Source organism: Bradyrhizobium sp. CCBAU 21365 (assembly GCF_015291305.1).
GTDB lineage: Bacteria > Pseudomonadota > Alphaproteobacteria > Rhizobiales > Xanthobacteraceae > Bradyrhizobium > Bradyrhizobium elkanii.
This window is the reverse complement of the sequence record NZ_CP030036.1, coordinates 1901115-1924821: the sequence shown is the minus strand read 5'-3', so window position 1 is coordinate 1924821 and position 23707 is coordinate 1901115. Positions and strand designations below refer to the sequence as shown.

General features: G+C 64.6%; 26 protein-coding genes. 16 read left to right on the top strand and 10 right to left on the bottom strand.

All coding sequences use genetic code 11. From position 1 onward, the window contains the following. The first annotated feature begins 168 nt into the window (after nucleotides 1-168). Both XI02_RS09085 and proC read left to right on the top strand, forming a co-directional pair. Entirely contained in the window at nucleotides 169-669 is a 501-nt protein-coding gene (locus XI02_RS09085; RefSeq protein ID WP_016844492.1) for a YbjN domain-containing protein, read from the top strand. A gap of 158 nt (nucleotides 670-827) precedes the next feature. Beyond that, the gene (proC, locus tag XI02_RS09080) at nucleotides 828-1658 is read left to right on the top strand and encodes a pyrroline-5-carboxylate reductase (protein WP_069278874.1); all 831 of its coding nucleotides are present in this window, start codon (nucleotides 828-830) and stop codon (nucleotides 1656-1658) included. Nucleotides 1659-1753: 95 nt separating this feature from the next. On the opposite strand, the gene XI02_RS09075 is transcribed toward proC, so the two are convergent. The 4 genes from XI02_RS09075 to XI02_RS09060 form a co-directional block, all read right to left on the bottom strand. After that, nucleotides 1754-2164, bottom strand: a complete 411-nt coding sequence (locus tag XI02_RS09075; protein WP_172648517.1) for a thioesterase family protein — start codon at nucleotides 2162-2164, stop codon at nucleotides 1754-1756. Nucleotides 2165-2339: 175 nt separating this feature from the next. Continuing rightward, complete coding sequence (locus tag XI02_RS09070; protein ID WP_018269806.1) at nucleotides 2340-2543, bottom strand: tautomerase family protein; 204 nt, start codon at nucleotides 2541-2543, stop codon at nucleotides 2340-2342. Between the two features lie 119 nt (nucleotides 2544-2662). After that, nucleotides 2663-4060, bottom strand: coding sequence for a histidine--tRNA ligase (hisS, locus tag XI02_RS09065; RefSeq protein WP_370169432.1), 1398 nt, complete (start codon nucleotides 4058-4060; stop codon nucleotides 2663-2665). 239 nt (nucleotides 4061-4299) lie between these two features. Then, nucleotides 4300-5379 carry a branched-chain amino acid aminotransferase gene (locus XI02_RS09060; protein ID WP_018269805.1) on the bottom strand — a complete coding sequence of 360 codons (1080 nt, stop codon included), beginning with the start codon at nucleotides 5377-5379 and terminating at the stop codon, nucleotides 4300-4302. Between the two features lie 330 nt (nucleotides 5380-5709). Between XI02_RS09060 and XI02_RS09055 the strand changes: the two genes are divergently transcribed. From XI02_RS09055 to XI02_RS09045, 3 genes are all read left to right on the top strand, one after another. Further along, the gene (locus XI02_RS09055; RefSeq protein ID WP_370143844.1) at nucleotides 5710-6258 is read left to right on the top strand and encodes a MarR family winged helix-turn-helix transcriptional regulator; all 549 of its coding nucleotides are present in this window, start codon (nucleotides 5710-5712) and stop codon (nucleotides 6256-6258) included. Between the two features lie 19 nt (nucleotides 6259-6277). Continuing rightward, the gene (locus XI02_RS09050) at nucleotides 6278-6982 is read left to right on the top strand and encodes a response regulator (RefSeq protein WP_038377300.1); all 705 of its coding nucleotides are present in this window, start codon (nucleotides 6278-6280) and stop codon (nucleotides 6980-6982) included. Nucleotides 6983-7092: 110 nt separating this feature from the next. Next, nucleotides 7093-8478, top strand: a complete 1386-nt coding sequence (locus XI02_RS09045; RefSeq protein WP_016844484.1) for an ATP-binding protein — start codon at nucleotides 7093-7095, stop codon at nucleotides 8476-8478. Nucleotide 8479: 1 nt separating this feature from the next. On the opposite strand, the gene XI02_RS45170 is transcribed toward XI02_RS09045, so the two are convergent. The 4 genes from XI02_RS45170 to XI02_RS09030 form a co-directional block, all read right to left on the bottom strand. Continuing rightward, the gene (locus XI02_RS45170) at nucleotides 8480-8656 is read right to left on the bottom strand and encodes a hypothetical protein (protein WP_244980764.1); all 177 of its coding nucleotides are present in this window, start codon (nucleotides 8654-8656) and stop codon (nucleotides 8480-8482) included. Then, nucleotides 8641-9876: a TonB-dependent receptor plug domain-containing protein gene (locus tag XI02_RS09040; RefSeq protein ID WP_244980765.1), complete on the bottom strand. Its 1236-nt coding sequence runs from the start codon at nucleotides 9874-9876 to the stop codon at nucleotides 8641-8643. Before XI02_RS09040 ends, XI02_RS45170 begins: the two co-directional genes overlap by 16 nt. A gap of 744 nt (nucleotides 9877-10620) precedes the next feature. After that, nucleotides 10621-11151 carry a DUF3617 family protein gene (locus tag XI02_RS09035; protein ID WP_018269802.1) on the bottom strand — a complete coding sequence of 177 codons (531 nt, stop codon included), beginning with the start codon at nucleotides 11149-11151 and terminating at the stop codon, nucleotides 10621-10623. A gap of 43 nt (nucleotides 11152-11194) precedes the next feature. After that, entirely contained in the window at nucleotides 11195-11494 is a 300-nt protein-coding gene (locus XI02_RS09030) for a hypothetical protein (protein WP_172648519.1), read from the bottom strand. A 166-nt stretch (nucleotides 11495-11660) separates the two neighbouring features. Between XI02_RS09030 and XI02_RS09025 the strand changes: the two genes are divergently transcribed. The 4 genes from XI02_RS09025 to XI02_RS09010 all read left to right on the top strand — a co-directional run bounded on the left by XI02_RS09025 (nucleotide 11661) and on the right by XI02_RS09010 (nucleotide 14506). Beyond that, nucleotides 11661-12137, top strand: a complete 477-nt coding sequence (locus XI02_RS09025) for a hypothetical protein (protein ID WP_172648520.1) — start codon at nucleotides 11661-11663, stop codon at nucleotides 12135-12137. A gap of 113 nt (nucleotides 12138-12250) precedes the next feature. After that, on the top strand, nucleotides 12251-12937 hold the full coding sequence (locus tag XI02_RS09020; protein WP_050994216.1) for a ribonuclease T2: 687 nt from the start codon (nucleotides 12251-12253) through the stop codon (nucleotides 12935-12937). 234 nt (nucleotides 12938-13171) lie between these two features. Next, on the top strand, nucleotides 13172-14032 hold the full coding sequence (locus tag XI02_RS09015) for a 23S rRNA (adenine(2030)-N(6))-methyltransferase RlmJ (RefSeq protein WP_172648521.1): 861 nt from the start codon (nucleotides 13172-13174) through the stop codon (nucleotides 14030-14032). Nucleotides 14033-14293: 261 nt separating this feature from the next. After that, a complete protein-coding gene (locus tag XI02_RS09010; protein ID WP_016844477.1) occupies nucleotides 14294-14506 on the top strand; it encodes a cold-shock protein in 213 nt (70 codons plus the stop codon). 271 nt (nucleotides 14507-14777) lie between these two features. On the opposite strand, the gene XI02_RS09005 is transcribed toward XI02_RS09010, so the two are convergent. Continuing rightward, a complete protein-coding gene (locus XI02_RS09005) occupies nucleotides 14778-15401 on the bottom strand; it encodes an outer membrane protein (protein ID WP_016844476.1) in 624 nt (207 codons plus the stop codon). A 266-nt stretch (nucleotides 15402-15667) separates the two neighbouring features. Here XI02_RS09005 and uvrC point away from each other — a divergent pair, with 266 nt between their 5' ends. The 7 genes from uvrC (at nucleotide 15668) to XI02_RS08970 (ending at nucleotide 22791) form a co-directional block, all read left to right on the top strand. Continuing rightward, nucleotides 15668-17767: an excinuclease ABC subunit UvrC gene (gene uvrC / locus XI02_RS09000; RefSeq protein ID WP_172648522.1), complete on the top strand. Its 2100-nt coding sequence runs from the start codon at nucleotides 15668-15670 to the stop codon at nucleotides 17765-17767. A 193-nt stretch (nucleotides 17768-17960) separates the two neighbouring features. Beyond that, nucleotides 17961-18575, top strand: coding sequence for a CDP-diacylglycerol--glycerol-3-phosphate 3-phosphatidyltransferase (gene pgsA, locus XI02_RS08995; RefSeq protein ID WP_016844474.1), 615 nt, complete (start codon nucleotides 17961-17963; stop codon nucleotides 18573-18575). Then, entirely contained in the window at nucleotides 18572-18823 is a 252-nt protein-coding gene (gene moaD / locus XI02_RS08990) for a molybdopterin converting factor subunit 1 (protein ID WP_069278866.1), read from the top strand. Before pgsA ends, moaD begins: the two co-directional genes overlap by 4 nt. A gap of 68 nt (nucleotides 18824-18891) precedes the next feature. Next, the gene (locus XI02_RS08985; protein ID WP_016844472.1) at nucleotides 18892-19359 is read left to right on the top strand and encodes a molybdenum cofactor biosynthesis protein MoaE; all 468 of its coding nucleotides are present in this window, start codon (nucleotides 18892-18894) and stop codon (nucleotides 19357-19359) included. Next, nucleotides 19359-20342, top strand: coding sequence for a 50S ribosomal protein L3 N(5)-glutamine methyltransferase (gene prmB / locus XI02_RS08980; protein ID WP_172648523.1), 984 nt, complete (start codon nucleotides 19359-19361; stop codon nucleotides 20340-20342). The genes XI02_RS08985 and prmB overlap by 1 nt, the downstream gene beginning before the upstream one ends. A 163-nt stretch (nucleotides 20343-20505) precedes the next feature. Continuing rightward, nucleotides 20506-21921, top strand: a complete 1416-nt coding sequence (locus tag XI02_RS08975; protein WP_172648524.1) for an EAL domain-containing protein — start codon at nucleotides 20506-20508, stop codon at nucleotides 21919-21921. A gap of 15 nt (nucleotides 21922-21936) precedes the next feature. Further along, on the top strand, nucleotides 21937-22791 hold the full coding sequence (locus XI02_RS08970; protein ID WP_172648525.1) for a TIGR01459 family HAD-type hydrolase: 855 nt from the start codon (nucleotides 21937-21939) through the stop codon (nucleotides 22789-22791). A 331-nt stretch (nucleotides 22792-23122) separates the two neighbouring features. Here the strand turns inward: XI02_RS08970 and XI02_RS08965 are convergent, their stop codons facing one another. Continuing rightward, the gene (locus tag XI02_RS08965) at nucleotides 23123-23518 is read right to left on the bottom strand and encodes a response regulator (protein WP_016844467.1); all 396 of its coding nucleotides are present in this window, start codon (nucleotides 23516-23518) and stop codon (nucleotides 23123-23125) included. Between the last annotated feature and the right edge of the window lie 189 nt (nucleotides 23519-23707).

Here is a 23707-nt window from a genome sequence, read left to right as displayed (position 1 = left end):
CGGCGTGCGGTTGCGCGGATTCCGCAAATCACATCACTTCATCGGCGTCAGGTCCAGGGGCATCCGGAAGCCCGCATCAGGAACTGCACTCGGCCACGACGCAGTATGTCGCAAGTGCCGGCTTCCGTGTGCGTATCAAGCGATCATAAGAACAAGGTCCGAGACGGCATGTCCCTCCTCGAAAGCATTATCGATTCCCGGAACAACCCGCTTGCGGTGGTCGAGGATATCGCCACCGACAACAACTGGGCGTTCGAGCGTTCCGGCGAAGACGAGGTGACGATCGTCTCCAAGGGAGACTGGATCGATTATCAGCTCTCGTTCACCTGGATGGGCGAGATCGAGGCGCTGCATCTCGCCTGCGCCTTCGACATGAAGATGCCGCAGGCGCGCCGCGCCGAGGTGCAGCGGCTGGTCGCCGCGATCAACGAACAATTGTGGGTCGGCCATTTCGACCTGTGGACCCACACCGGCATGGTGATGCACCGTCAGGCGCTGGTGCTGCCGGGCGGCCTCACCGCCTCCACCGCGCAGTGCGAGGCCATGGTGGTCAACGCGATCCACGCCTGCGAGCGCTACTATCCGGCGTTCCAGTTCGTGGTGTGGGCCGGCAAGTCGACCGCCGAGGCGATGGCCGCGGCGATGTTCGACACCGAGGGCGAGGCGTAAGCGCGTCCTCATGCTCGGTGTCGTCCCGGCGAAAGCCGGGACCCATACTCCGAGACCTCGGGGCTCACGCAAACTGCTTGTGGCTCCCGCTTCGCTTCACTAGAACCACCTGTGGTTATGGGTCCCGGCCTTCGCCGGGACGACAAGCGGTGACACCCGTGAACACATCCAGCAGCGCACTGAAAAATTCGACCGGCACCATCGCGCTTGCGGGCGCGGGCAAGATGGGCGGCGCCATGCTGACCGGCTGGCTCGCGCAGGGTCTCGCGCCCGCGCGTGTCGCGGTGATCGACCCGCATCTCTCACCGGAGATTTCCGCGCTTGCCGCAAAGGGCGTGCGGCTCAATCCGCAAGCGAAGGATCTCGGCACGGTCGACACCCTTGTCGTCGCGGTGAAACCGCAATCGTTCCGCGACGCCGGCGCCGCGCTGAAATCCTTCGTCGGCCCCTCGACGCTCGTCGTCTCGATCATGGCCGGCACGACCATGTCAGCGCTGGAAGAGGTTGTCGGCGGCGCCGTGGTGCGCGCGATGCCGAACACGCCGGCGGCGATCGGCCGCGGCATCACGGTTGCGGTACCGTCGAAGCGCGTCACCGCCGCGCAGCGCGCGATGACCGATGCGCTGCTGAAAGCGACCGGGCTCGTCGAATGGGTCGACGATGAGAGCCTGATGGACGCGGTGACCGCGGTCTCGGGCTCGGGCCCGGCCTATGTGTTCCTGCTCGCCGAGGAGCTGGCGCGTGCCGGCGTTGCGGCCGGCCTGCCCGAGCAGCTCGCGACCACGCTGGCGCGCGCGACCGTCGCCGGCTCCGGCGAATTGCTGCATCGCTCGGATCTGCCATCCGCGACCCTGCGGCAGAACGTCACCTCGCCCGGCGGCACCACCGCTGCGGCGCTCGAGGTGCTGATGGCGAATGACGGCATGCAGCCGCTGATGACCCGCGCCATTGCCGCGGCAACGCGTCGCTCGAAGGAATTGGCGAAGTAACACACTGACATGCCCGTCACCCCCGCGCAAAGGCTTTGCCTTTGCGCCGGGATGACGTTCGAACAAGTGGATTGACGCGCGACAACACAGGCCGCCTACTGCGCTTGGCCCGATGTCCCGGCAAGCCGCTTGTTAAAACTCTCGACATTGATCAGACCGCGAGCGTGGCGGCCTTCGCCGAGCTTGCGCGGGCCCTCAAAAGCCTCGACCTCGAAGCGGATCACCCGGCGCTCGACCGCGACCACCTTCGCGGTGGTCCGCACGGTGGCGCCGACCAGGGCAGCGGCGAGATGACGGATATCGACCTCGGTCCCGACCGTGACCCAGCCGGGACGCAGCGCGGCGCGGATGGCGTCGCCCGACGCCATCTCCATTTCGAGGATCATCATCGGCGTCGCGTAAACCATCGGCATGCCGGGCACGAAATGCCCGACGGTGCGCTCCGGCGGCACCACGAGCATGCGCTCGGCGCTCATACCGATCCTGATGAAGTCGCGTGCGTCCATGTGGCCTCAAAACAGATGTCGTCCCGGGCAAGCGAAGCGCGACCCGGGACCCATAACCACGAATATCAATTGGTCGAAGGCTGTGGCTACGGCCTTTGCCAATCACCGGCATCGGTGGTTGTGGGTCCCTGCTCCCGTGCGCAATTGCGCACTCGGCAGGGACGACAGAGGTGAATTACTTCTTCGCCGCAGCCGCGCGCTCGACGAACGACTTGCCGCCCTTCATCTTGTGATGCAGCGGCGCTTCGTTGATCTGGATCACGACCGCGTCGGCATCGACGCCGAGATTCTTCACCAGCGCCTGGGTGATGTCGCGCATCATGCCGAGCTTCTGCTCGTCGGTGCGGCCGGCGGCCATGCTCACGGTGATCTCAGGCATTGTTGCTCTCCCTCTTGTTATCGCCATGGCCGGGCTCGTCCCGGCCATTCACGTCGCCGCGCATCAAACAAGAGGTGGATGCCCGGCACAAGGCCGGGCATGACGTCACAAGCGAATGGCTATCCCCACGCCACGTCATGCCGTGCCAGGACCTCGCGGACCCTGGCGACCAGATCGGCCTCCGCGCAGGAGAACTGCGCCGGACGCGTTTCGCGCCATTCCTGGTTGGAGGCGATCGCGGCGGCGGCCTTGGCGCCCTCGATCAGATCCTTGATCTGCACCTCGCCGCGCGCCTTCTCGTCCGAGCCCTGGATGATCACGCAGGGCGAGTTGCGGCGATCGGCATATTTGAGCTGATTGCCCATGTTCTTCGGATTGCCGAGATAGAGCTCGGCGCGGATGCCGGCCTGGCGCAGCTGCGCGACCATCTTCTGGTAGTCGGCGACGCGGTCGCGGTCGAACACGGTGACGACGACGGGGCCGAACTCCGCCTGCGTATCGAGCTGGCCGAGCATCGTCAGCGCGGCCTGCAGGCGCGATACGCCGATCGAGAAGCCGGTCGCCGGCACCGGCTCGCCGCGGAAGCGCGAGACCAAGCCGTCATAGCGGCCGCCGCCGCCGACCGAGCCGAACCGCACCGGGCGGCCCTTCTCGTCCTTGGTGTCAAGCAGCAGCTCAACCTCGTAGACGGGGCCGGTGTAATATTCGAGGCCGCGAACAACGGTGGGATCGATGCGGATGCGACCTTCGTAACCAGATGTAGTTACAAGATTTGAGATCGCTTCTAGTTCAGAGATCCCCTCGCCACCTATCGCCGTGTCCGACAGCTTCCTAAGATTGGCAATAACCTCAGCATTCGTGCCCTCCTGTGGACACGTTGAGTTGAGAACGCGCTCAGCTGCGTCCGCCGTCAAACCCGCGCCTTTAGTGAAGTCACCGCTCTCGTCTTTGCGCCCCTCTCCAAGCAGGGCGCGGACACCTTCGGGTCCCAATCGATCAAATTTGTCGATCGCCCGCAGCACAATCAGCTTCCGGCTGAAATCGTCACGCAGTCCGATGCTCTCGAGCACGCCGTCGAGCACCTTGCGGTTGTTCACCTTCATGACATAGGAGCCGCGCGGAATGCCGAGCGCTTCCATCGTGTCGGCTGCCATCATGCAGATCTCGGCGTCGGCCGCCGGCGTCGCCGATCCGACCGTGTCGGCGTCGAACTGCATGAACTGGCGGAAGCGACCGGGACCGGGCTTCTCGTTGCGGAAGACGTGGCCGAACCGATAGGACCGATAAGGCTTCGGCAACGCGTCGAAGTTTTCCGCGACATAGCGCGCCAGCGGCGCGGTCAGGTCGTAGCGCAGCGAGATCCACTGCTCGTCATCGTCCTGGAACGAGAACACGCCCTCGTTGGGCCGGTCCTGGTCGGGCAGGAACTTGCCGAGCGCGTCGGTGTATTCCATCGCCGGCGTCTCCACCGGCTCGAAGCCGTAGAGCTCGTAGACGGCGCGGATCTTCTCGACCATCGCCCGCGTGGCATTAATCGCGGCCGGGCCACGATCTTCCAGCCCGCGCGGCAGGCGCGCCTTCAGCTTCTGAGGTTTTTTGGGTTTCTCGGCCATGAGCGGCCGTTTACCAGCCGGCGCGCAAGGCGGCAACCGGTGCCGCTACGCTGTCATTCCGGGGCGCGTCGAACGACGCGAACCCGGAATCTCGAGATTCCGGGTTCGATGCTGCGCCTCGCCCCGAAATGACGTTGCGTCCGTCACTGGACGTTCCTGATCCAATTATGCGGGTCGTTGGTGCGACCGTACTGGATGTCGACCAGCTTCTTGCGCAGGCCCATGGCGACCGGGCCGGCCACGCCACCGCTGATCTGGAAATCGCCGCTCGCCGAGCACACCTTGCCGATCGGCGAGATGACGGCCGCGGTGCCGCAGGCGAACGCCTCTTTCAGCTTGCCGCTGGCGGCGTCAGCGCGCCATTGCTGGATCGTATAGGGCTCCTCGCGCACACGCGTGCCGGCATCCTTGGCAAGCGCGATGATCGAGTCGCGGGTGATGCCGGGCAGGATGGTGCCGAGCGGCGGCGTCAGCAGCGAGCCGTCGTCGAACGCGAAGAACACGTTCATGCCGCCGAGCTCCTCGATGTAGCGGCGCTCGACCGCATCGAGGAACACGACCTGGTCGCAGCCCCGTTCGATCGCCTCGGCCTGCGCGCGCAGGCTGGCGGCGTAATTGCCGCCGCACTTGACGGCGCCGGTGCCGCCGATGGCGGCGCGCGTGTAATTCTCCGACACCCAGATCGACACCGGCGCCGGGCCGCCCTTGAAATAGGAGCCGACCGGCGAGGCGATGACCGAGAAGATGTATTCGGCCGACGGCTTCACGCCGAGGAAGATCTCGCTCGCGATCATGAAGGGCCGCAGATAGAGACTGCCCTCGCCGCCCGGAATCCAGGCGCGATCGATCCGCACCAGCTGCTCGACCGCATCGATGAACAGATCCTCGGGCAACGGCGCCATCGCCATGCGCTCGGCCGAATCATGGAAGCGGCGGGCATTGGCGTCGGGGCGAAACAGGTTCACGCCGCCATCGTCGCGCTTGTAGGCCTTGAGGCCTTCGAAAATTTCCTGGGCGTAGTGCAGCACCGCACCGGCCGGATCGAGCGGAAAACTCGCGCGGGCCTCGACGCGGGCGCTGTGCCAGCCCTTGCCCTGGCTGTAGCGGACGATCGCCATGTGATCGGTAAAGACCCGGCCGAAGCCGGGGTCCACGAGCTTCGCCGCACGATCCTTATCGGACGTCGGATTCGGCGAAGGCTGGATGTCAAATTTCAAAGTCATTTTTCTTGCTTTCCGCTGTCGGAACCGGCGCGATACCCGGCGCCGGCCTGTTTCCCCCGGAGCCATCAGGCTCGGCTGGCCCGAACTTCACCACCGCCGGCCGCGCCGCCGGCTTCCATCGCCAACATGCCGTTTAGACATGCTTTTGCGGAATGCTGAAGTCCAGTATGTTTGCCGAAATGCCGCTCGACAATCGCACGGTAGTCCAATTTGCGGCCCAAACCGCCTCACAGGCTCGTTCAGGCCGCCTTAAACGCTGTCGAGGACAAAACGACCTAATGTTTCGTCATGACAGGCAGTTTTGTAACATTGAACCCAAGATACGTCAATATGGCTGACATAAATTTCTCAGGCATGGCTGCCAAGCCCGATTCGCAGGGAGACGACAACGCTCCGGCGGCGGGGGCGCGCGACCTGCGCTGGGACATCATCGAGCTGTTGTTCTTCGCCTACCGCGACTTCGTCGGCGATGCCGACCAGGAGCTGGAGGCGTTCGGCTTCGGCCGCGCCCACCACCGCGTCATCCACTTCGTCACCCGCTATCCAGGGCTGAAGGTCGCCGACCTGCTCGACGTCCTGCGCATCACCAAGCAGTCGCTCGGGCGCGTGCTCAAGCAGCTCTTGGACGAGGGCTACATCGTGCAGAAGACCGGCAACAACGACCGCCGGCAGCGCCTGCTCTACGCCACCCCGAAGGGCGAGGCGCTGGTCGCCAAGCTCGCCGGGCTGCAGACCGACCGCATCAACCGCGCGGTCGCCGGCATCGATCCGGCCGGCGTCGAGACGGTTCGCCAATTCCTCCGCGCGATGATCGACCGCGACGATCCCGACAAGGTGCTCGAAGCGATCTTCGGCGGCGGCAGAAAAACGAGGGAGTGAAGCGGTGCAGGCTGCAACCATGATGCGCGCGCCGGTCGAGCCGGCCGACGACGCGCCGCATCTTCTCCTGGTCGACGACGACCGCCGCATTCGCGACCTGCTGTCGCGCTTTCTTTCCGGCGAGGGCTATCGCGTCACGACGGCGATGAGCGCCACCGACGCGCGCGCCAAGCTGCTCGGGCTGCATTTCGACCTGCTGATCCTCGACGTGATGATGCCCGGCGAGAACGGCTTCGACCTCGCCCGCTTCATCCGCAGCTCCTCGACGGTGCCGATCATCATGCTGACCGCCCGTCACGAGGCGGAAGCCCGCATCGAGGGCCTGCAGATCGGCGCCGACGATTATGTCGCCAAGCCGTTCGAGCCGCGCGAGCTGGTGCTCCGGATCGGCAATATCCTCAAGCGCACCGCGCCGCCGCAGGTCGCAGTCGTCGAGCAGATCGCGTTCGGCCCCTACATTTTCCATATCGAGCGCAGCGAACTGCGTCAGGGCGAGGAGATCATCCATCTTACCGATCGCGAGCGCGAGATGCTGCGTATCCTCGCCAGCGCGCCCGGCGAGACCGTGCCGCGCGCCGAGCTGACCTCTGGCGGCACCGTCAACGAACGCGCGGTCGACGTGCAGATCAACCGCCTGCGCCGCAAGATCGAGCACGATCCCGCCAATCCGCTGTTCCTGCAGGCGGTGCGCGGCATCGGCTATCGCCTGGTGGCCTCGCCCTGAAGCGCGATGAGACCGGGATGAATCGTCATCGCGCTTCAGATCCTCATTTGAGCATGATCTTGCCGGAAAACCGCTGCGCGCTTTTCCGGATCATGCTGTAGAGCATCCGCATGAGCACGCTCGACTCCGGCCTGACCCTAATCAAGAACGCCTCGCAGCGCGTCTCGAAGGCGAACGGCTGGATGGGCAATGCGTTCAAGAGCTGGATGCCGACCGGCCTCTATGCCCGCGCGCTGCTGATCATGATCGTGCCGATGGTGATCCTGCAGACCGTGGTGGCGTTCGTGTTCATGGAGCGGCACTGGAACACGGTGACGCGGCGCCTGTCGGCCGCGGTGGTGTCCGATATCGCCGCGCTGATCGACGTCTACAAAAGCTACCCGCAGGACAAGGACCGCGCGCAGCTTCGCCGCATCGCCCAGAAACTGCAGCTGGTGGTCGACTTCCTGCCCGCCGGCGACATGCCGCCGCCGGGGCCGAAGCCGTTCTTCTCGCTGCTCGACCAGACGCTTTCGGTGCAGCTCGGCCGCCAGATCAGCCGTCCGTTCTGGATCGACACCGTGGGCAAATCCAATTTGGTCGAGATCCGGGTGCAGCTCGACGATTCGGTGATGCGGATCTTCGCCCAGCGCAGCGCGGCCTACGCCTCCAATTCGGAGATCTTCATCTTCTGGATGCTCGGCACCTCGACGATCCTCCTGATCGTCGCCGTGCTGTTCCTGCGCAACCAGATCAAGCCGATCCTGCGGCTCGCCGACGCCGCCGAAAGTTTCGGCAAGGGCCGCGAGGCGCCGAACTTCCGGCCGCGCGGTGCCCGCGAGGTGCGGCGCGCGGCGCAGGCCTTCATCGAGATGAAGGCGCGCGTCGAACGTTCGATCGAGCAGCGCACTGCAATGCTCGCCGGCGTGTCGCACGATCTGCGCACCATCCTGACCCGGTTCAAGCTCGAGCTTGCCCTGATCGGCGAAGGCCCCGAGATCGACGCGATGCGCAAGGACGTCGACGAGATGTCGATGATGCTGGAGGATTATCTCGCCTTCGCGCGCGGCGATTCCGGCGAGGTCGCGCAGCCGACCGACATGGCGTTGGCGCTGGAGGAATTGCGCAGCGACGCCGAACGCCACGGCCACACCGCAACCGTCGCGTTCCACGGCCTGCCCGTCGTCACGGTGAAGCCGGCCTCGTTCAAGCGCTGTCTCGCCAACCTCGTCTCCAATGCGGCGCGCCACGCCAACACGATCTCGATCACCGGCCATCGCGACCATCGCTACCTCAACGTCACGGTCGACGACGACGGACCGGGCATCCCCGCCGACATGCGCGAGGAAGTGTTCAAGCCGTTCCTGCGGCTCGACGACGCCCGCAACCAGGACGAAGGCGGCACCGGGCTCGGACTTGCGATCGCCCGCGACATCGCCCGCTCGCATGGCGGCGACATCATGCTCAGCGAAAGCCCGATGGGCGGTCTGCGCGCCGTCGTGCGGGTGCCGGTGTAACCTACCAGCGGTAGGACAAGGTGCCGATGACCTGCCGCCGTTCGCCGGCATAACAGTAGCCGGACTGGCAGGTCTGGTAGTGCGTGTCGAACAGATTGGTCGCGTTGACGCGCATGGTGGCGCCGAGGAAGCGCCGGTCCAGCTTGCCGAGATCGTAGTCGATCACCGCATCGAACAACGTCGTCGCCGCGTTCTGGAACGTCTGTCCAGGATCCGCCAGGCCGACCGCGACGCGAGATTGGTGCTGCCGTCGATGGAATCGATCTGGGTGTATTTCGCGTCGACGTCCACCTGATAGAAGCGGAAGTTCTGCCGCACCGTCCACACATCGTCGACATTATGCTCGAACGCGTAGCCGATGCGGTATTGCTTCTGATCCATCGCGCTGAACGCCGGATCATTCGAATAGATGTTGGTCAATTGTCCGTCAGGCGTGCGGAAGTCGCCGATGCTCGCGGCGGTTCGGCTCTTTTGATATTCGCTCAGGATGGTGAAGGACGTGTCAGCGTCCGGCCGCCAGGTCAAGGCAGGCGCGATATAGGCGCGATCGTCGTCGTTGCCCGGGTACCAGGTCTTTGCGTCGCGCAGCAGACCGGTCAGCCGGTAGTACAGCTGATCGCTGCCGGGCACCGGACCACCAACATCGAAACTGCCCTGGTAACGGTCGTAGGTGCCGCCCTGCAGCTGCACCTCACCGAATGCCGTCAACGGCGGCCGCTTGGTCGTGACATCCACGATGCCTCCCGGAGAGCCGAGGCCATAGAGGCCCGAGGCGGGACCACGGAGGATCGACACGCTGTCGAGACCGTAAGGTTCGATCTTGGGAATGGCGAAGTTGCCGCCGCCCTGACGCAGGCCGTCGCGATAGATCCCCGTATAGGTCGCATCGAAGCCGCGGATGTAGAAACTGTCGAACCTTGGATCATAGCCGAACGCCGTGGTCGTCACGCCGGGCGTGTAGCTGACGGCGTCCTTGAGCGTCTGAACGTTGCGATCCCGGAGCTCCTTTTGCGTAACGACCGAAAGCGACTGCGGCGTTTCGATCAGCGCTGTGCTGGTCTTGGTACCGGCAGTGCTGGCGGTCGCGACGTAACCCGTCGTCGTACCGATCGCGCCACCTGCGCCTTGCGACCGCGGAGCCTGGCTCCGGGCGGGCGCAGTCGCATTGCGGCGCCGGTTCGCCGCGGCCGCGCGCGATGCCCTGGTGTTCTGGCTCGAAACGACGGCACCGCGCTTCTTTGCGGCGCCAGGCTCATCCACCGTCACTGCGGGAAGCTCGCTGACATTGTTCTGCGGAGGACTTGCCTGCGCCTGAGCGCAGGCGACGTCCGTGCCCATTGGCACAAGCACGACCGAACCGAGCAGCGCTGCATTGATCGCAGCCGTTGATCCGAGCAAGCCGCGCTTGCTCCGCAACGAAGCCATTCCCACCGAACAAATCCCCACGCGCCCAGACTGATCTTGATCGAGCCGCGCGTTTGTCACCAAGCGGGCAGCGATTGGGGCGGACTACTATCGGCGGGATGAACGAAATTCCACACGTGCAAAATAGAATCCATTGAAACGCACACGATGCGAAACACTGGAACGATTCAAGTTGCGCAACGCTGGAACGGTTCAAAACGACATGTTGGTGCGTCAGGCTTTCGACACCACGAATGCGATGCGCGTTATCTCTCGCAGAGAGTTTCGAACACGACGCAGGCGGCGATCATTCAATGATGTTGCATCCCGTCGACGTCATCGCGCGCCAAGGAGCGCACGAACGCGGTGAACCGTCATCCCCGGGCAAAGGCTATCGCATTTCGTGGCGGTGTGCTCGTGGCCATCCTTCGAGACGCCCGCCTTCGGCGGGCTCCTCAGGATGAGGTCTTGTTCTGCGGCACAATAGTAGACCCTCATGGTGAGGAGCGCCGCTTGCGGCGCGTCTCGAACCACGAGGCCAAGCACTTGCGCGGTCGCCAAGGGGCATATGCGATGGCCCTGGGGGTGACGGGAGGGATCGGATGGATTGCACATCGCCTCAGCGCAAGATTGCTTCGCAATTTTGTCGCGAGTTACTCGAAGTGGTGGTGCAAGCGGCGCAGCCTCTCGGCATGAGAGGCGATGCGTTCGCGCGGCAGCGGCGGAATGCGCAGCGCGCTACTTCTGCTTGGGCAGGAGGCCCTTCAGCTTTTCCATGTCCTTGACGTTCATCTTCATGCCGCCGGGCATGATGATGTCACCGGCCTTCTGGTCGCTCTTGCAGGCGCCGAGCCATTTCGCCTCGATGGTCATCGTGGTGTCACGCGAGCCGGCCGCGCCGCCCTCGGCATGCGAGGTGCTCTTCACCGTGTAGGCGGAATTGAAATCACCGACGATCTCGGCATGGCTCTGCATCGTCATGCCGGCGACGCTGCAGACGCTGTCGCTGACATAGCCGGTCGCGGTCTTCTGGATATCCTGCTTGGAGCAGACTTCCTTGGCCATCGGCGAGGCCGCCGCGCTCATCTCCTTGTCGGTGGTCTCGTCGGTGCAGTGCTGCATGGTGATTTCCGGCATCGGCCCGCCGGTGCGCACCATCTTCATCTCCCACAGACCGGCCTTGCGGATCGGCAGGTCGACCGCGCTTGCGGCGCCAGCGGACAGGACAAGGCACACAGCCGAACCAAGCAAGGCAAGCTGTCGGGTCATGCGGTCGGCTCCCGGCTGAACGATCGAAAGATCTGGTGCGCGCTCAGTAGAGCGTGCGCAGCGGCCTCTGGGCTGCGCCATAGGGCACCCAGCGACAGGCGAAAGAGATGTAGCCGCCCGGATAGTTCTGCATCGCAAGGAACTTGACCACCTTGCCGTAGGAGGCGCAGTGATCGACGGCAAGCTGCCGGGCGTCGGCCTGGGTCGCCAGCGTATAGGCGATGATACCGCCGGTATCATTGCCCTTGAACGGCGGCACCGGCTGCATCCAGTCGGCCCGCGCCGGCACAACGACCAGCATCCCGCAAACGGCAACCAGGCACGCGGCCAATTTCCTTCGCATCGCAGACTCCATTTCGCTTCGAGCCAACATAGAGTGCGCCGGCGACCGTGAAAAGAACGAGCCGGGTCCCCAAAGTGGACTTCTCCGCAGGTGTTGCCGCCCTGCACTTGACCTTGCCGGGGCTTCGCGGCACCGTCCGCGGCATCGGATAATCGGGTGGATTCCCATGCGCAACCTGTTCAACTCCCGGAATAAACTCGGCCGCAAGCTCGGCCTCGGCGCCGCACTCGCGGTCGGCCTGCTGGCTTTCGGGGGTACGGCCGAGGCGGCCAATCCGCTCGAAATGAACTTCTGGCTGTCCGGCCCGCGCTATGACGGCAATGTGGCCCCGTGCGAGAAGGCACTGACGGTCATCAGCACGCAATTCCAGGAGAAGGAAGCCACCTTCTGGAATTCGCCGCTCGTGATCACCGGCTTCAACGGGATTCACGAAACCGCCTTCCGTCCCTGGCAGTCCGACAATATTCCGCGCCGCTATTGCACCGGCGAGGCGATGCTGAGCGATGGCAAGGTGCGCAAGGTGCACTATTCGATCATCGAGGACGGCGGCTTTGCCAGCATCAATCAGGGCGTCGAATGGTGCGTCGCGGGGCTCGACCGCAACTGGGCCTATAACCCGTCCTGCAAGGCCGCCCGGCCCTGATCTCCGACCAGACTGCCAAAGCAGGAGCCGCCGCCATTTGGACGGCGGCTTTTTGTTCTTGAAATGTTCTCACGACCTGCTAGGCTCTGGGCGGTCAGTGAGGGGAGCGTTTGATGCCTCGGTTGGACACAATTTCCCGATTCTTGATTTCGGTTGGCATTATTCTGTGCAGTGCGGTTGGGGCCTCGGCCCAGGATCGCCGCCAGAATGCGCCCGGTGAGTTCGATTTCTATGTGCTGTCGCTGTCGTGGTCGCCCTCGTTCTGCGAGGCGGCGAGCGAGCGCGGCAACAACGGCCGCGGCACGCAGGCGCAGTGCGGCGGACGGCCCTACTCCTTCGTGGTGCACGGCCTATGGCCGCAATATGAGCGGGGCTTCCCGGAATATTGCCAGCGGCCCTCGCCGCGACTCGCCCGCAGCATTATGAGCTCGATGCTCGACCTGATGCCGGCGCCCGGGCTGATCTACAACGAGTGGGACAAGCACGGCACCTGCTCCGGTCTCGGCGAGCGCGCCTATTTCGAAGCCATCCGCAAGGCCCGCGCCACGGTCAAGATTCCGGAGGAATTCCTGCAATTGTCGGAGCCGAAGACGGTCGCGCCCGACGAGCTGGAGACAGCGTTCATCAAGGTCAATCCGGGCCTCAGCAACTCCGCGATCTCGGTGACCTGCGACAGCAAGCGGCTCAGCGAGGTGCGGATCTGCCTCAGCAAGGATCTGCAATTCCACTCCTGTGAGGAAATCGATCGCCGCGCCTGCCGCCGCGATCAGGTGCTGATGCCGCCGGTTCGCGGCGGCTGAAACTCCCTGCGTCGTGGCCGGCAGGCCCGTGCCGCGCGTCGTCGCGCAGAACGTCCCGGCCACCTGCGCCATCGCGAAACAAGCAGATAAGGCGCAGACGCCCGGGAGCCGGCTACGCCAAGGCTTCGCCGAGCTCGGATGTTGACCCCGCCGAAGCTTCAGCGAAGGCCGGGACAAGCCCGGGTATGACGAGTACAACATGCGCACCCCTTGGGAGCGCAGCACGATCATCACATGAACTACCGTCACGCCTTTCATGCCGGCAGCTTTGCCGACGTCATCAAGCACATCGTGCTGGTGCGCATGCTCACCTATCTGCAGGACAAGCCGGCGCCATTCCGCGTCATCGACACCCACGCCGGCGCCGGCCTTTATGATTTGACGTCGAGCGAAGCGCAGCGCGGCGGCGAATGGCTCACCGGCATCGCGCGGCTGATGCAGGCGCGGCTCTCCGACAAGGCATTGCCGCTGATCGCGCCCTATCTCGACATCGTCAGAGCCTTCAATCCGAAAGGCGAGCTGAAGGCCTATCCTGGTTCGCCGCTGATCGCGCGGGCGCTGCTGCGTCCGCAAGACCGCCTCACCGCCTGCGAGATCGAACCGACGGCGCGCAAACAACTGATCGACGCCTTGCGACGCGACGCGCAAGCGCGCGTCGTCGATCTCGACGGCTGGATGGCGCTGCCAGCATTCGTGCCGCCGAACGAGCGGCGCGGCCTGGTGCTGATCGATCCACCGTTCGAAGCAAAGGACGAGTTCGAGCGGCTGGCCAGTGCTTTCACGGAAGCATTCGCGAAGTGGCCGACCGGCACGTATCTTTTGTGGTACCCCGTAAAAACCCGGAGAGCCACCGATGAGCTAGCGCGCAGCGTGGCCGCTGCAACGGCAGCGAGTCGGCCCGCCGGCAAATGCCTGCGTCTGGAATTCAGTGTGGCACCGCAAGAAGCAGGCGCAGGCCTCGTTTCCACAGGGCTTTTGCTGGTGAATCCGCCGTGGACGCTGGCGAATGAGTTGAAGATCATCCTGCCCGAACTCGAGAAGCCGCTCGGTCAAGGCGGTGCAGGGCGCTTCAGACTCGAGACGCCTAAACCTTGATCGACAGCTCCTACTGAAAAGTTCAATTTTGAGCATAGGCAATTTGCGCGGAACCGTATTATGCTCATCCTGTTACGACTGGCTTTACGTTCCGCTTCCGCGAATGGTTGCGGCGGAGTGACAAGGCCGAAATAAAATCCAGGCAGACCGGCGGCGTGACGCCGGCCTGTTCAGGTGGCCAAGCTTCCGACAAGCGAATGTCGGTCAACCGCTACGCGGCGTGCGCGTAGCGGTGGAGCAATACGGGGGAGGAGTTTCCCGATGGCCATGACTGGGACAGTCAAGTTCTTCAACGGAGAGCGTGGCTACGGCTTCATCAAGCCGGATGATGGCGGCCGCGATGTGTTCGTTCACATCACTGCTGTCGAGCGTGCAGGATTGAAGGACCTGACTGAAGGACAACGCATTACGTTCGAGGTTGAGCCCGACAAGAAGGGCAAGGGCCCGAAGGCGGTCAACCTGGTGGTCTCATGAGCGCTCGCGCTGCGCGGCTCGTGATGAACGCCGAATGAGGCGTTGCGTGTGAGTTGACCGCCGAGCGCGCGGCTGGCGTGCTCTGGATGATCACCTGAATGATGCGGACGCGACTGGCGGTGCCGCATATCCCACACGTGCGGCCCACCGATTGGATTCGCGGACGCCGTGGCGTGCATGCCGCCATGCGCGACGTTGAGATCATCAACACAAAGAAAAACCCGGCCGCGCAAGGCGCGGCCGGGAGTTGATGGTCGACGTTTTCTTGTTCTCAAAAGTGATAGTTGATGCCGGCGCGAACCAGGCTGAAGCTGTAGCCGTTCGACACGCCACCGGTGATCGTGAAGTTGCTGTTGGCAAGGTCGACGTAGAGATACTCGATCTTGGCGCTCCAGTGCGGGGCAAAGCCCATTTCGGCGCCGGCACCGACGGTGAAGCCCGCATTGGTGTGGCTCTCCGTGATGCCGAACGTCTCGCCGCGCAGTTCGCCGAAGGCGAGACCGCCGGTCGCGTAGAACAGCACATTGTTGACCGCATAGCCGGCGCGGCCGCGCACCGTACCGAACCACGGGTTGGAGAACTTCCACGGCGCGAACCGGTCGTCGGCCGTGGTGCCCTGGATATCGGCCTCGATACCGAACACCCAGGGGGAGCCGTTCTGGAAGTTGTAGCCGGCCTGCACACCGCCGACGAAACCGGACGGCTTGGTCGGGTTGTTCTCGACCGAGCCCCAGCCATAGCCGACATTGCCGCCAAGATAGGGGCCGGCCCAGCTATAGGCATTGAGCGGCTGATAGACGGTATAGGGCGATCCGTAGTTGAGGTCGGCCGAGGCCGCCGAGGTCGTCCAGCCTGCAACGATCAGTGCCAGCGCACGCGCGACAAACCGGGTCATTGGTACTCTCCACCACGCAACAGCCGCAGCCCGCCGGCCAGGGCCGGCGTGGTTACGGAATTCCACTTTTTTCGCTAAGGTTTATCGAGAGTTTTAAGTTAAAGGGCTGTTAAGCCCGGTTACCGGCCCGCTCATCAGTCTTAACAAGGTGTTACGCACCCCGTCCCGGCGTCCCCGCGGGGCCGGTAACCTCCTGCAATCGAGGTGCTTTTTGTTGGTGCCGTCAGCGCTGGCGACCGGTCGCCCAAGCACTTAGTTTACGGCCCATGGTTCACGATTCTCCCGAGCGTCCGACGCCGGCCCCCAAGGCCGACTCCAAGGCTGCCCCCAAGCCACGGCGCGGTTCAAAGTCCGACCTGCCGCAGGACGATCTGGCGCTCGATACCAGCGACGTCGATCCCGAAACCTCCGCCGCCGAGGAGGAGGACGAGGCACGCCTGCCCGAGGCTTCGGAGGACGCCGCCGAGGCGGTCGCCGAGGGCACGCTCTCGATCGGGCATGCCGCGATCGAGAACGCGGTCCGCCTCGCCCCGACCTCGCCCGGCGTCTACCGCATGCTCAACGCCGCCAACGACGTGCTCTATGTCGGCAAGGCGAAGAACGTCAAAAAGCGGCTGTCGTCCTATGCGCGGGCCAACGCGCCGCTGCCGGCGCGCATCCTGCGCATGATCGCGGCGACCACGCAGGTCGAGATCGTCTCGACCATGACCGAGACCGAGGCGCTGCTGCTCGAAGCCAATCTGATCAAGCAGCTCCGTCCGCGCTTCAATGTGCAGCTGCGCGACGACAAGTCGTTTCCCTATATTCTGATCACCGGCGACCATTGGGCGCCGCAGATCCTCAAGCATCGCGGCACGCAGTCACGGCCCGGGCGCTATTTCGGCCCGTTCGCCAACGCCGGCGCGGTCAACCGCACCATCACGGCGCTGCAGCGCGCGTTCCTGATCCGCTCCTGCACCGACGGCTTCTTCGAAAGCCGCAGCCGGCCCTGCCTGCTCTATCAGATCAAGCGCTGCGCCGGCCCCTGCACGCGCGAGATCGACTTCCCCGGCTACAGCGAACTGGTGCGCGAGGCGACCGAATTCCTCTCCGGCCGCAGCCACGCCGTGAAGGAGCTGCTCGCGGCCGAGATGGAGAAGGCCTCCGGCGAGCTCGAGTTCGAAACCGCGGCGCTGTACCGCGACCGTCTCGCGGCGCTGTCGGCGATCCAGTCGCAGCAGGGCATCAATCCGCGCACGGTCGAAGAGGCCGATGTGTTCGCGATCCACCAGGAGGGCGGCTATTCCTGCGTCGAGGTGTTCTTCTTCCGCACCGGCCAGAACTGGGGCAACCGCGCCTATTTCCCCAAGGCCGAGAAGAGCTTCACGCCCGAGGAGGTGCTGTCCTCGTTCCTCGCGCAATTCTACGACGACAAGCCGCCGCCGAAGCTGATCCTGCTGTCGCACGAGATCGAGGAAAGCGCGTTGCTCGCCGACGCGCTGTCGGTCAAGGCCGGATCCAAGGTCGAGGTCTCCGTGCCGAAGCGCGGCGAGAAGAAGGAGCTGATCGGCCACGCGCTCACCAACGCGCGCGAGGCGCTCGGCCGCAAGCTGGCCGATACCGCGACGCAAAGCCGGCTGCTGGAGGGCATGGTCTCGACGCTCGGCCTGCCGCACACACCGAAGCGGATCGAGGTCTACGACAACAGCCATATCCAGGGCACCAATGCGGTCGGCGCGATGATCGTGGCGGGACCCGACGGGTTCATGAAGAACCAGTACCGCAAGTTCAACATCAAGTCCGAAGGGCTGACGCCCGGCGACGATTACGGAATGATGCGCGAGGTGCTGGAACGCCGCTTCAAGCGATTGCTGAAACCGCCGGAGGGCGAGGCCGCTGCCAGGACGAAAGCGGATGACGATTCATTCCCGCAATGGCCCGACCTCGTCATCATCGACGGCGGCCGCGGCCAGCTCAACGCGGTCCGGGAGATTTTCCAGAATCTCGGGCTGACCGAGGTCTCGCTGATGGCGGTGGCCAAGGGTCCGGAGCGCGATGCCGGGCGCGAAACCCTGTTCATGCCCGACCGCGAGGCCATCAAGCTGGAGCCGCGGGACCCGGTGCTCTATTTCATCCAGCGGCTGCGCGACGAGGCCCACCGCTTCGTGATCGGCTCGCACCGCAAGCTGCGCAAGAAGGACATCCGCGAGGCCGGCCTGCAGGAGATCCCGGGCATCGGCCCGTCCCGCAAGCGTGCCTTGCTGCACCACTTCGGAACGCTCAAGGAGATCGAGCGGGCCTCGATCGCCGACCTCGGCAAGGTTCCCGGCGTCAGCGCCGAGAGCGCCCGCAAGATTTTCGAGTTTTTCCACGCCCAGCCGGGTTAAACCAAAGCCGAGTCATCAGGGCGTCGCCTGCGACGGGGCATCTAGGGCATGATGCGGAAAAGTGTGAGGCAGTTATCCGAAAAGATCATGCTTAAACAACGAGCTAAGGCGCTATGACGATCCAGCGCAATCTGGTCGCGCTTGACGCGTCCGCACGGTTGACCTTCTCGCTTCAGCGGTATTGGTAGAACGGATGAACATCGCCACGACCCGGGGACAGACCAAGACCATGTCCCTCCCGAATATCCTGACCTACGCCCGGATCGCCGCGATCCCGGTGGTGATCGGCTGCGTCTACTGGCAATCGATCCTGGACGGCCCGTTGTGGCTGCGCTGGGTGGCGCTGGCCGTGTTCATTGCGGCGGGAATCACCGACTATCTCGACGGCTATTATGCCCGGATGTGGGACCAGCAGTCCGCCTTCGGCCGGATGCTCGATCCGATCGCCGACAAGCTGCTGGTCGCCTCCAGCCTTCTGATGCTGGCCGCCGACAATTCGATCCATGGCTGGACGCTGTGGGCGGCGATCGTGATCCTGTGCCGCGAGATCCTGGTCTCGGGCCTGCGCGAATATCTCGCAGGGCTTCGGGTCAGCGTTCCCGTCACCAAGCTGGCGAAATGGAAGACGACGATCCAGCTGGTGGCGATCGGATTCCTGATCGCCGGCGAGGCGGGTGAGCAGGTCTTCCCGGCCACCACCCTGATCGGCATCGTGCTGCTGTGGATGTCGGCGATCTTCACGATCTACACCGGCTGGGATTATTTCCGTGCCGGCATCCATCACCTCATCAAGGAGGATGAGGGATGAAGCTGAAATATTTCGCCTGGGTGCGTGAACGCGTCGGCAAGGCTGAAGAGATCGTCGAGCCGCCGGCCGACGTGCGCACCGTCGGCGACCTGATCGGCTGGCTTGCCGCGCGCGACGATGCCTACGCCTACGCATTCGAGAAGCCGACGGTGATCCGCGCCGCGATCGACCACGCCCATGTCAAATCGGACGCAGCGATCTCCGGCGCCCGCGAGATCGCGTTCTTTCCGCCGATGACCGGCGGCTAAGATAGCGTTTTCGAGCGAAGCGGATACCCGGTTCGCGTGAAGAAAACGCGTCAAACAAAGAAGTAATCATGACCGTCGCAGCGACCATCCGTATCCAGCAAGCCGACTTCGACGTCGCGCAGGAGATCGCCGCCCTGAGCAAGGGCCGCACCGATGTCGGCGCGGTCGTCAGCTTCAGCGGCATCTGCCGGGGCAGCGAACAGGGCGAGCCGATCGCCGCGCTGACGCTCGAACATTATCCTGAAATGGCGGAAGCAGAGATTGGACGCCACGCCGAAGAGGCGCTGTCGCGCTGGCCGTTGCAGGGCCTCACCATCATCCATCGCTTCGGCCGCATCGCGCCGGGCGAGAACATCGTGCTGGTCGTGACCGCCTCGGCGCACCGGCAGGCCGCGTTCGAGGCCGCCGAGTTCCTGATGGACTATCTGAAGACCAACGCACCGTTCTGGAAGCGCGAGGAAAGCGCGCGCGGCACGAGCTGGATCGAGGCGCAGGACCACGACGACGCGGCCGCCGCGCGCTGGACCAAATCCTGATGGCCAAGCACAGCAAAGTGCCGGCTAGGCGCGGCTCCACCGTGCCGAGAGCGCCCAGGAAAGCGGCTGAGAAGGCGCCGAAAGTCGGCGCCGGCGAGCTGCACACCCTGTTCGATTTCCTGCGCTATGCCGTGAGCCGCTTCAACGCAGCCAAGCTCGTGTTCGCGCACGGCACCACCGATCCGGTGGCCGAGGCCGCGTTCCTGATCTGCGAGACGCTGCACCTGCATCCCGACCAGTTCGAGAACTTTGCGGCCGCACGCGTCACCGTGGCCGAAGGCAAGCAGATCCTCGACCTGATCGAGCGCCGGATCGCGACACGGAAGCCGGCCGCCTATCTCGTCAACAAGGTCTATATGCGGGGCCTGCCGTTCTATGTCGACGAGCGCACCATCGTTCCGCGCTCCTTCATCGGCGAATTGCTGGATTCGCATTTCGGCGGCGACGAGGACGGCAGCTCGCTGATCGGCGATCCCGAAGAGGTCGAACGCGTGCTCGATCTCTGCACCGGCTCCGGCTGCCTTGCGATTTTGGCGGCGCGGCATTTTCCCAACGCCGCGGTCGACGCCGTCGATATTTCAAAGGACGCGCTCGAGGTCGCCGCGCGCAACGTCGCCGACCACGGCCTCGACGATCGCCTGACGCTCCATCGCGGCGACCTGTTCAAGCCGCTCGGCGACAGCAGATACGATCTCATCATCTCGAACCCGCCCTATGTCGACGCCGAAGGCATGGCGGGGCTGCCGCGCGAGTGCCGCGCCGAGCCGAAGATCGCCTTCGACGGCGGCGCTGACGGGCTCGACATCGTCCGTCGCCTGCTCGATGAGGCGAAGCAACATCTGACCCCGCAGGGCGGGCTGCTCTGCGAGATCGGCCGCGGCCGCGACAATCTGGAGGCCGCCTATCCGAACCTGCCGCTGCTCTGGCTCGACACCGAGGACTCCGAGGGCGAGGTGTTCTGGATCGCTGCCGCGGACCTCTGACCGGCGTGGCGCCGCCGGCTCCGGCGATTTACGGAGCCCGATCCGGCGAAACGAAAATCGTGTGCAGTTCCAGCCGGTTCCGAAGATCGCTGGCCCGTCGAATCAACAATGGTGCTAAGGTCGCGGTCCGGGGACGTTCGGACAGAGGGCGCGGGCGCGCGACATGATTCGCATTTCGACGATCTTCATCGCCATCTGCATGGTGCTGCTCGCAGCGTCGCTCGGCTTCGTGCTGTATTCGGTGGCGGGCATCAGCGGATCGGAATCGGCGATCGTGGCGCTCACCGCCCTCACCTGCCTGATCCTCTACAACGCGGTCTCGATGCGGCTGCGCGACCGCAGCGATGTCGGCGGCCAGATCGCGGATCTGTCGCGCGGCACCGCCGACCTTGCCCGCCAGGTCGCCGAATTCGGCCGCCGGCTGGCCGCGGTCGAAGGCCGCGTCGCCTCGGCCAACTCCACCGGCGCCGACCGGATGCAGGGCATGGCCGGCGAGATCAGCGAACTCGGCGGACTGGTGCGGCAGCTTGCGGCATCCGTCGCCCATCATGAGGACCTGCTGGCGGCGGCTCCGGCGGTGCAGCCGGTCGCCTCCCCGCGCGACGACGTGCTGCAACGGGTCGCGCCGACGCCGACCGTCGTCGTGGTTGCGCCTCCGCCGACACCTGCGGCTCCGCCGGAGGTCTCGCGCAGCCAGACCCAGCTGATCGGCGCGATCAAGCAGGCCATCGACGAGAACCGCCTCGACATCTACCTGCAGCCGATGGTGACGCTGCCACAGCGCAAGGTGCGCTACTACGAGGCGGTGACGCGGCTGCGCGACGAGCGCGACCAGGTGCTGGCCGCCGAGGATTTCATCGAGGCGGCCGAGGCCGGCGGCCTGATCGGCCGCATCGATCACATGGTGATGCTTCGCTGCGTCCAGGTGCTGCGCCGCCTGATGATCCGCAGCAAGGATGTCGGCGTGTTCTGCAACGTCTCGGCGGCGACGCTCGCCAGCCCGGCGCATTTCACCCAGTGTCTCGACTTCCTCGAGGCCAACCGCGCGCTGGCGCCGTCCTTTGTGCTCGAGTTCAAGCAGGCGACCTTCCGCAATCTCGGCCCGGCCGAAAGCGAGAATCTCGCGGCGCTGGCACAGCGCGGCTACCGGTTCTCGATCGACCATGTCAGCGACCTTCGCCTCGAGCCACGCGAGCTCGCCGATCGCGGCGTCCGCTTCATCAAGGTGCCGGCGGCGCTGCTGCTCGACGCCAAGCAGATCGCGACCACCGATATCCATCCTTCCGATCTGTCCGACCTGCTCGGCCGCTACGGCATCGACCTGATCGCCGAACGGATCGAGGGCGAACGCTCGGTGGTCGACCTGCTCGACTACGATGTCCGGTTCGGCCAGGGGTTCCTGTTCGCGCCGCCGCGGCCGTTGCGGCCGGAGGGGGCATCTGCTACCGCCGAGGCTCCGCAGACCAACCCCCAGGATCTTAATGGCGCCAGCACTTCAGCCCCAGTCTCCAGCCCCGCAGCTCCGCCGCGCGCAACCGGCAGCGCCGCGCTGGCGCGCCGCGCCCTCGGTCCAAATTAGCCGGCAATTTGCATCATGACCTCACTGCGTTTCGTGGAGCAGCTGCGCGACCTCGTCGGCGGCGTCGACGTCGTGCTGTCGGACATCTGGGGCGTCGTGCACAACGGGCTCGAGTCCTTTCCCGAGGCCTGCGAGGCACTGCACACGTTCCGCCAGCAAGGCGGCACGGTCATCCTGATCACCAACGCGCCGCGGCCGGCCGATTCCGTGCAGCGACAGCTGCGCAAGCTCGGCGTCGCCGACGAGACCTATGATGCGATCGTCTCTTCGGGCGACCTGACGCGCCACTTCGTGGCCGATCATCCCGGCCAGAAGATCTTCTGGATCGGCCCGGAGCGCGACAGCTCGATCCACCGCGGCCTCGATGCCACCTTGGTGCCGCTGGAGCAGGCCGACTACATCATCTGCACCGGCCTGTTCGACGACGAGACCGAGTCGGCCGAAGATTATCGCGACACGCTGCTGAAGGCGCTCGAGCGCAAGCTTACGCTGGTCTGCGCCAATCCCGATATCGTGGTCGAGCGCGGCGACCGGCTGATCTATTGCGCCGGCGCGGTCGCCGAACTCTATCGCGAGCTCGGCGGCGAGGTGATCTTCTACGGCAAGCCGCACCGGCCGATCTATGAGCGCGCCATGGCGCTGGCGACCGAGCGCCGCGGGCGTCCGACCGAGCTCAGCCGCGTGCTCGCGATCGGCGATTCCGTGCGCACCGATCTCACCGGCGCCCACGGCTTCGGCATCGATCTCCTGTTCGTCACCCGCGGCATCCATTCCGAACAGTTCGAGGGCATCGAGCAGCTCGATGCGGCCTCGATCAAGGAATTGTTCGGCCATCCGCCACGCGCGCTGATGCGCGAGCTGAAGTGGTAGCGGCGCTTCACGGACAAAATATCGAAAACAACCCCATGCACAGTAGCCCGCGGCAGCCGACGTCTACCCGTCAACTTGACACGTCGGGCAACTCAGGGATATATTTCTAATATTCCGAAATGGCGCGAGCACCATCCAGTGTCATCACCCGCGCATGCGGGTGATCCAGTATTCCAGAGGCGGTCGTGCTTGAGCCGAGGGGCCGCGGCGTACTGGATCGCCCGGTTGAACCGGGCGATGACAGGTGAGGATGAGGACGCAGCTAGCCAGCGCGAGGACGCGCTTCTGCCCGGGCATGACGTGAATTTCAGTTGGCGCGATGGGCGGGCGGTTACGCCGTCGCCATGTCCGGGAAGACCGCCTCGATCTTGGTCTTCAGCGTGGCCGCGTTGAACGGCTTGACGATGTAGTTGTTCACGCCGGCCTTCTTGGCCGCGATCACGTTCTCGGTCTTGGATTCCGCCGTGATCATGATGAAGGGCGTGGTCGCGAGGTTGGGATCGGCGCGGACTTCCTTGAGCAGGTCGTAGCCGGTCATCGGCTCCATGTTCCAGTCGGAAATCACCAGGCCGTACTTCTTGCCGCGCATCTTGTTCAGCGCTGCGGAGCCGTCGGAGGCATCGTCGATATTCTCGAATCCAAGCTGCTTGAGAAGATTCCGGATGATGCGGATCATGGTGCTGTAATCATCAACCACCAGAACCGGCATGGACAAATCAACCGCCATCTTTCCCCCCCAAAACACAAACGCAACTTGGCTTCTGCACGAACGCAGCTTTCCGCCAACGACTAACAGCAGCCGTTAAACAGCGCGTTAACCGGCTGAATCCGGATTGTTACGGATTTGACGCGATTTTCGCTACCTTGACTTCCACACCGCCGCCGCGTCACGGTCCGGCCCGCACCAATCATGCTT

Excerpts from the sequence above, each read along its gene's own strand:
- XI02_RS09050 (WP_038377300.1), top strand. The coding sequence starts at position 6,278 with ATGATGCGCGCGCCGGTCGAGCCGGCCGACGACGCGCCGCATCTTCTC.
- uvrC (WP_172648522.1), top strand. The coding sequence starts at position 15,668 with ATGGTTCACGATTCTCCCGAGCGTCCGACGCCGGCCCCCAAGGCCGAC.
- XI02_RS09025 (WP_172648520.1), top strand. The coding sequence starts at position 11,661 with ATGCGCAACCTGTTCAACTCCCGGAATAAACTCGGCCGCAAGCTCGGC.
- XI02_RS09045 (WP_016844484.1), top strand. The coding sequence starts at position 7,093 with ATGAGCACGCTCGACTCCGGCCTGACCCTAATCAAGAACGCCTCGCAG.
- XI02_RS08975 (WP_172648524.1), top strand. The coding sequence starts at position 20,506 with ATGATTCGCATTTCGACGATCTTCATCGCCATCTGCATGGTGCTGCTC.
- XI02_RS08985 (WP_016844472.1), top strand. The coding sequence starts at position 18,892 with ATGACCGTCGCAGCGACCATCCGTATCCAGCAAGCCGACTTCGACGTC.
- XI02_RS09030 (WP_172648519.1), bottom strand. The coding sequence starts at position 11,494 with ATGCGAAGGAAATTGGCCGCGTGCCTGGTTGCCGTTTGCGGGATGCTG.
- XI02_RS09015 (WP_172648521.1), top strand. The coding sequence starts at position 13,172 with ATGAACTACCGTCACGCCTTTCATGCCGGCAGCTTTGCCGACGTCATC.
- XI02_RS08970 (WP_172648525.1), top strand. The coding sequence starts at position 21,937 with ATGACCTCACTGCGTTTCGTGGAGCAGCTGCGCGACCTCGTCGGCGGC.
- XI02_RS09035 (WP_018269802.1), bottom strand. The coding sequence starts at position 11,151 with ATGACCCGACAGCTTGCCTTGCTTGGTTCGGCTGTGTGCCTTGTCCTG.
- XI02_RS09060 (WP_018269805.1), bottom strand. The coding sequence starts at position 5,379 with ATGACTTTGAAATTTGACATCCAGCCTTCGCCGAATCCGACGTCCGAT.
- hisS (WP_370169432.1), bottom strand. The coding sequence starts at position 4,060 with ATGGTCGAGAAGATCCGCGCCGTCTACGAGCTCTACGGCTTCGAGCCG.
- XI02_RS09020 (WP_050994216.1), top strand. The coding sequence starts at position 12,251 with ATGCCTCGGTTGGACACAATTTCCCGATTCTTGATTTCGGTTGGCATT.
- XI02_RS09085 (WP_016844492.1), top strand. The coding sequence starts at position 169 with ATGTCCCTCCTCGAAAGCATTATCGATTCCCGGAACAACCCGCTTGCG.
- XI02_RS09005 (WP_016844476.1), bottom strand. The coding sequence starts at position 15,401 with ATGACCCGGTTTGTCGCGCGTGCGCTGGCACTGATCGTTGCAGGCTGG.
- pgsA (WP_016844474.1), top strand. The coding sequence starts at position 17,961 with ATGAACATCGCCACGACCCGGGGACAGACCAAGACCATGTCCCTCCCG.
- XI02_RS09010 (WP_016844477.1), top strand. The coding sequence starts at position 14,294 with ATGGCCATGACTGGGACAGTCAAGTTCTTCAACGGAGAGCGTGGCTAC.
- XI02_RS09055 (WP_370143844.1), top strand. The coding sequence starts at position 5,710 with ATGGCTGACATAAATTTCTCAGGCATGGCTGCCAAGCCCGATTCGCAG.
- XI02_RS09070 (WP_018269806.1), bottom strand. The coding sequence starts at position 2,543 with ATGCCTGAGATCACCGTGAGCATGGCCGCCGGCCGCACCGACGAGCAG.
- moaD (WP_069278866.1), top strand. The coding sequence starts at position 18,572 with ATGAAGCTGAAATATTTCGCCTGGGTGCGTGAACGCGTCGGCAAGGCT.
- XI02_RS08965 (WP_016844467.1), bottom strand. The coding sequence starts at position 23,518 with ATGGCGGTTGATTTGTCCATGCCGGTTCTGGTGGTTGATGATTACAGC.
- XI02_RS09075 (WP_172648517.1), bottom strand. The coding sequence starts at position 2,164 with ATGGACGCACGCGACTTCATCAGGATCGGTATGAGCGCCGAGCGCATG.
- prmB (WP_172648523.1), top strand. The coding sequence starts at position 19,359 with ATGGCCAAGCACAGCAAAGTGCCGGCTAGGCGCGGCTCCACCGTGCCG.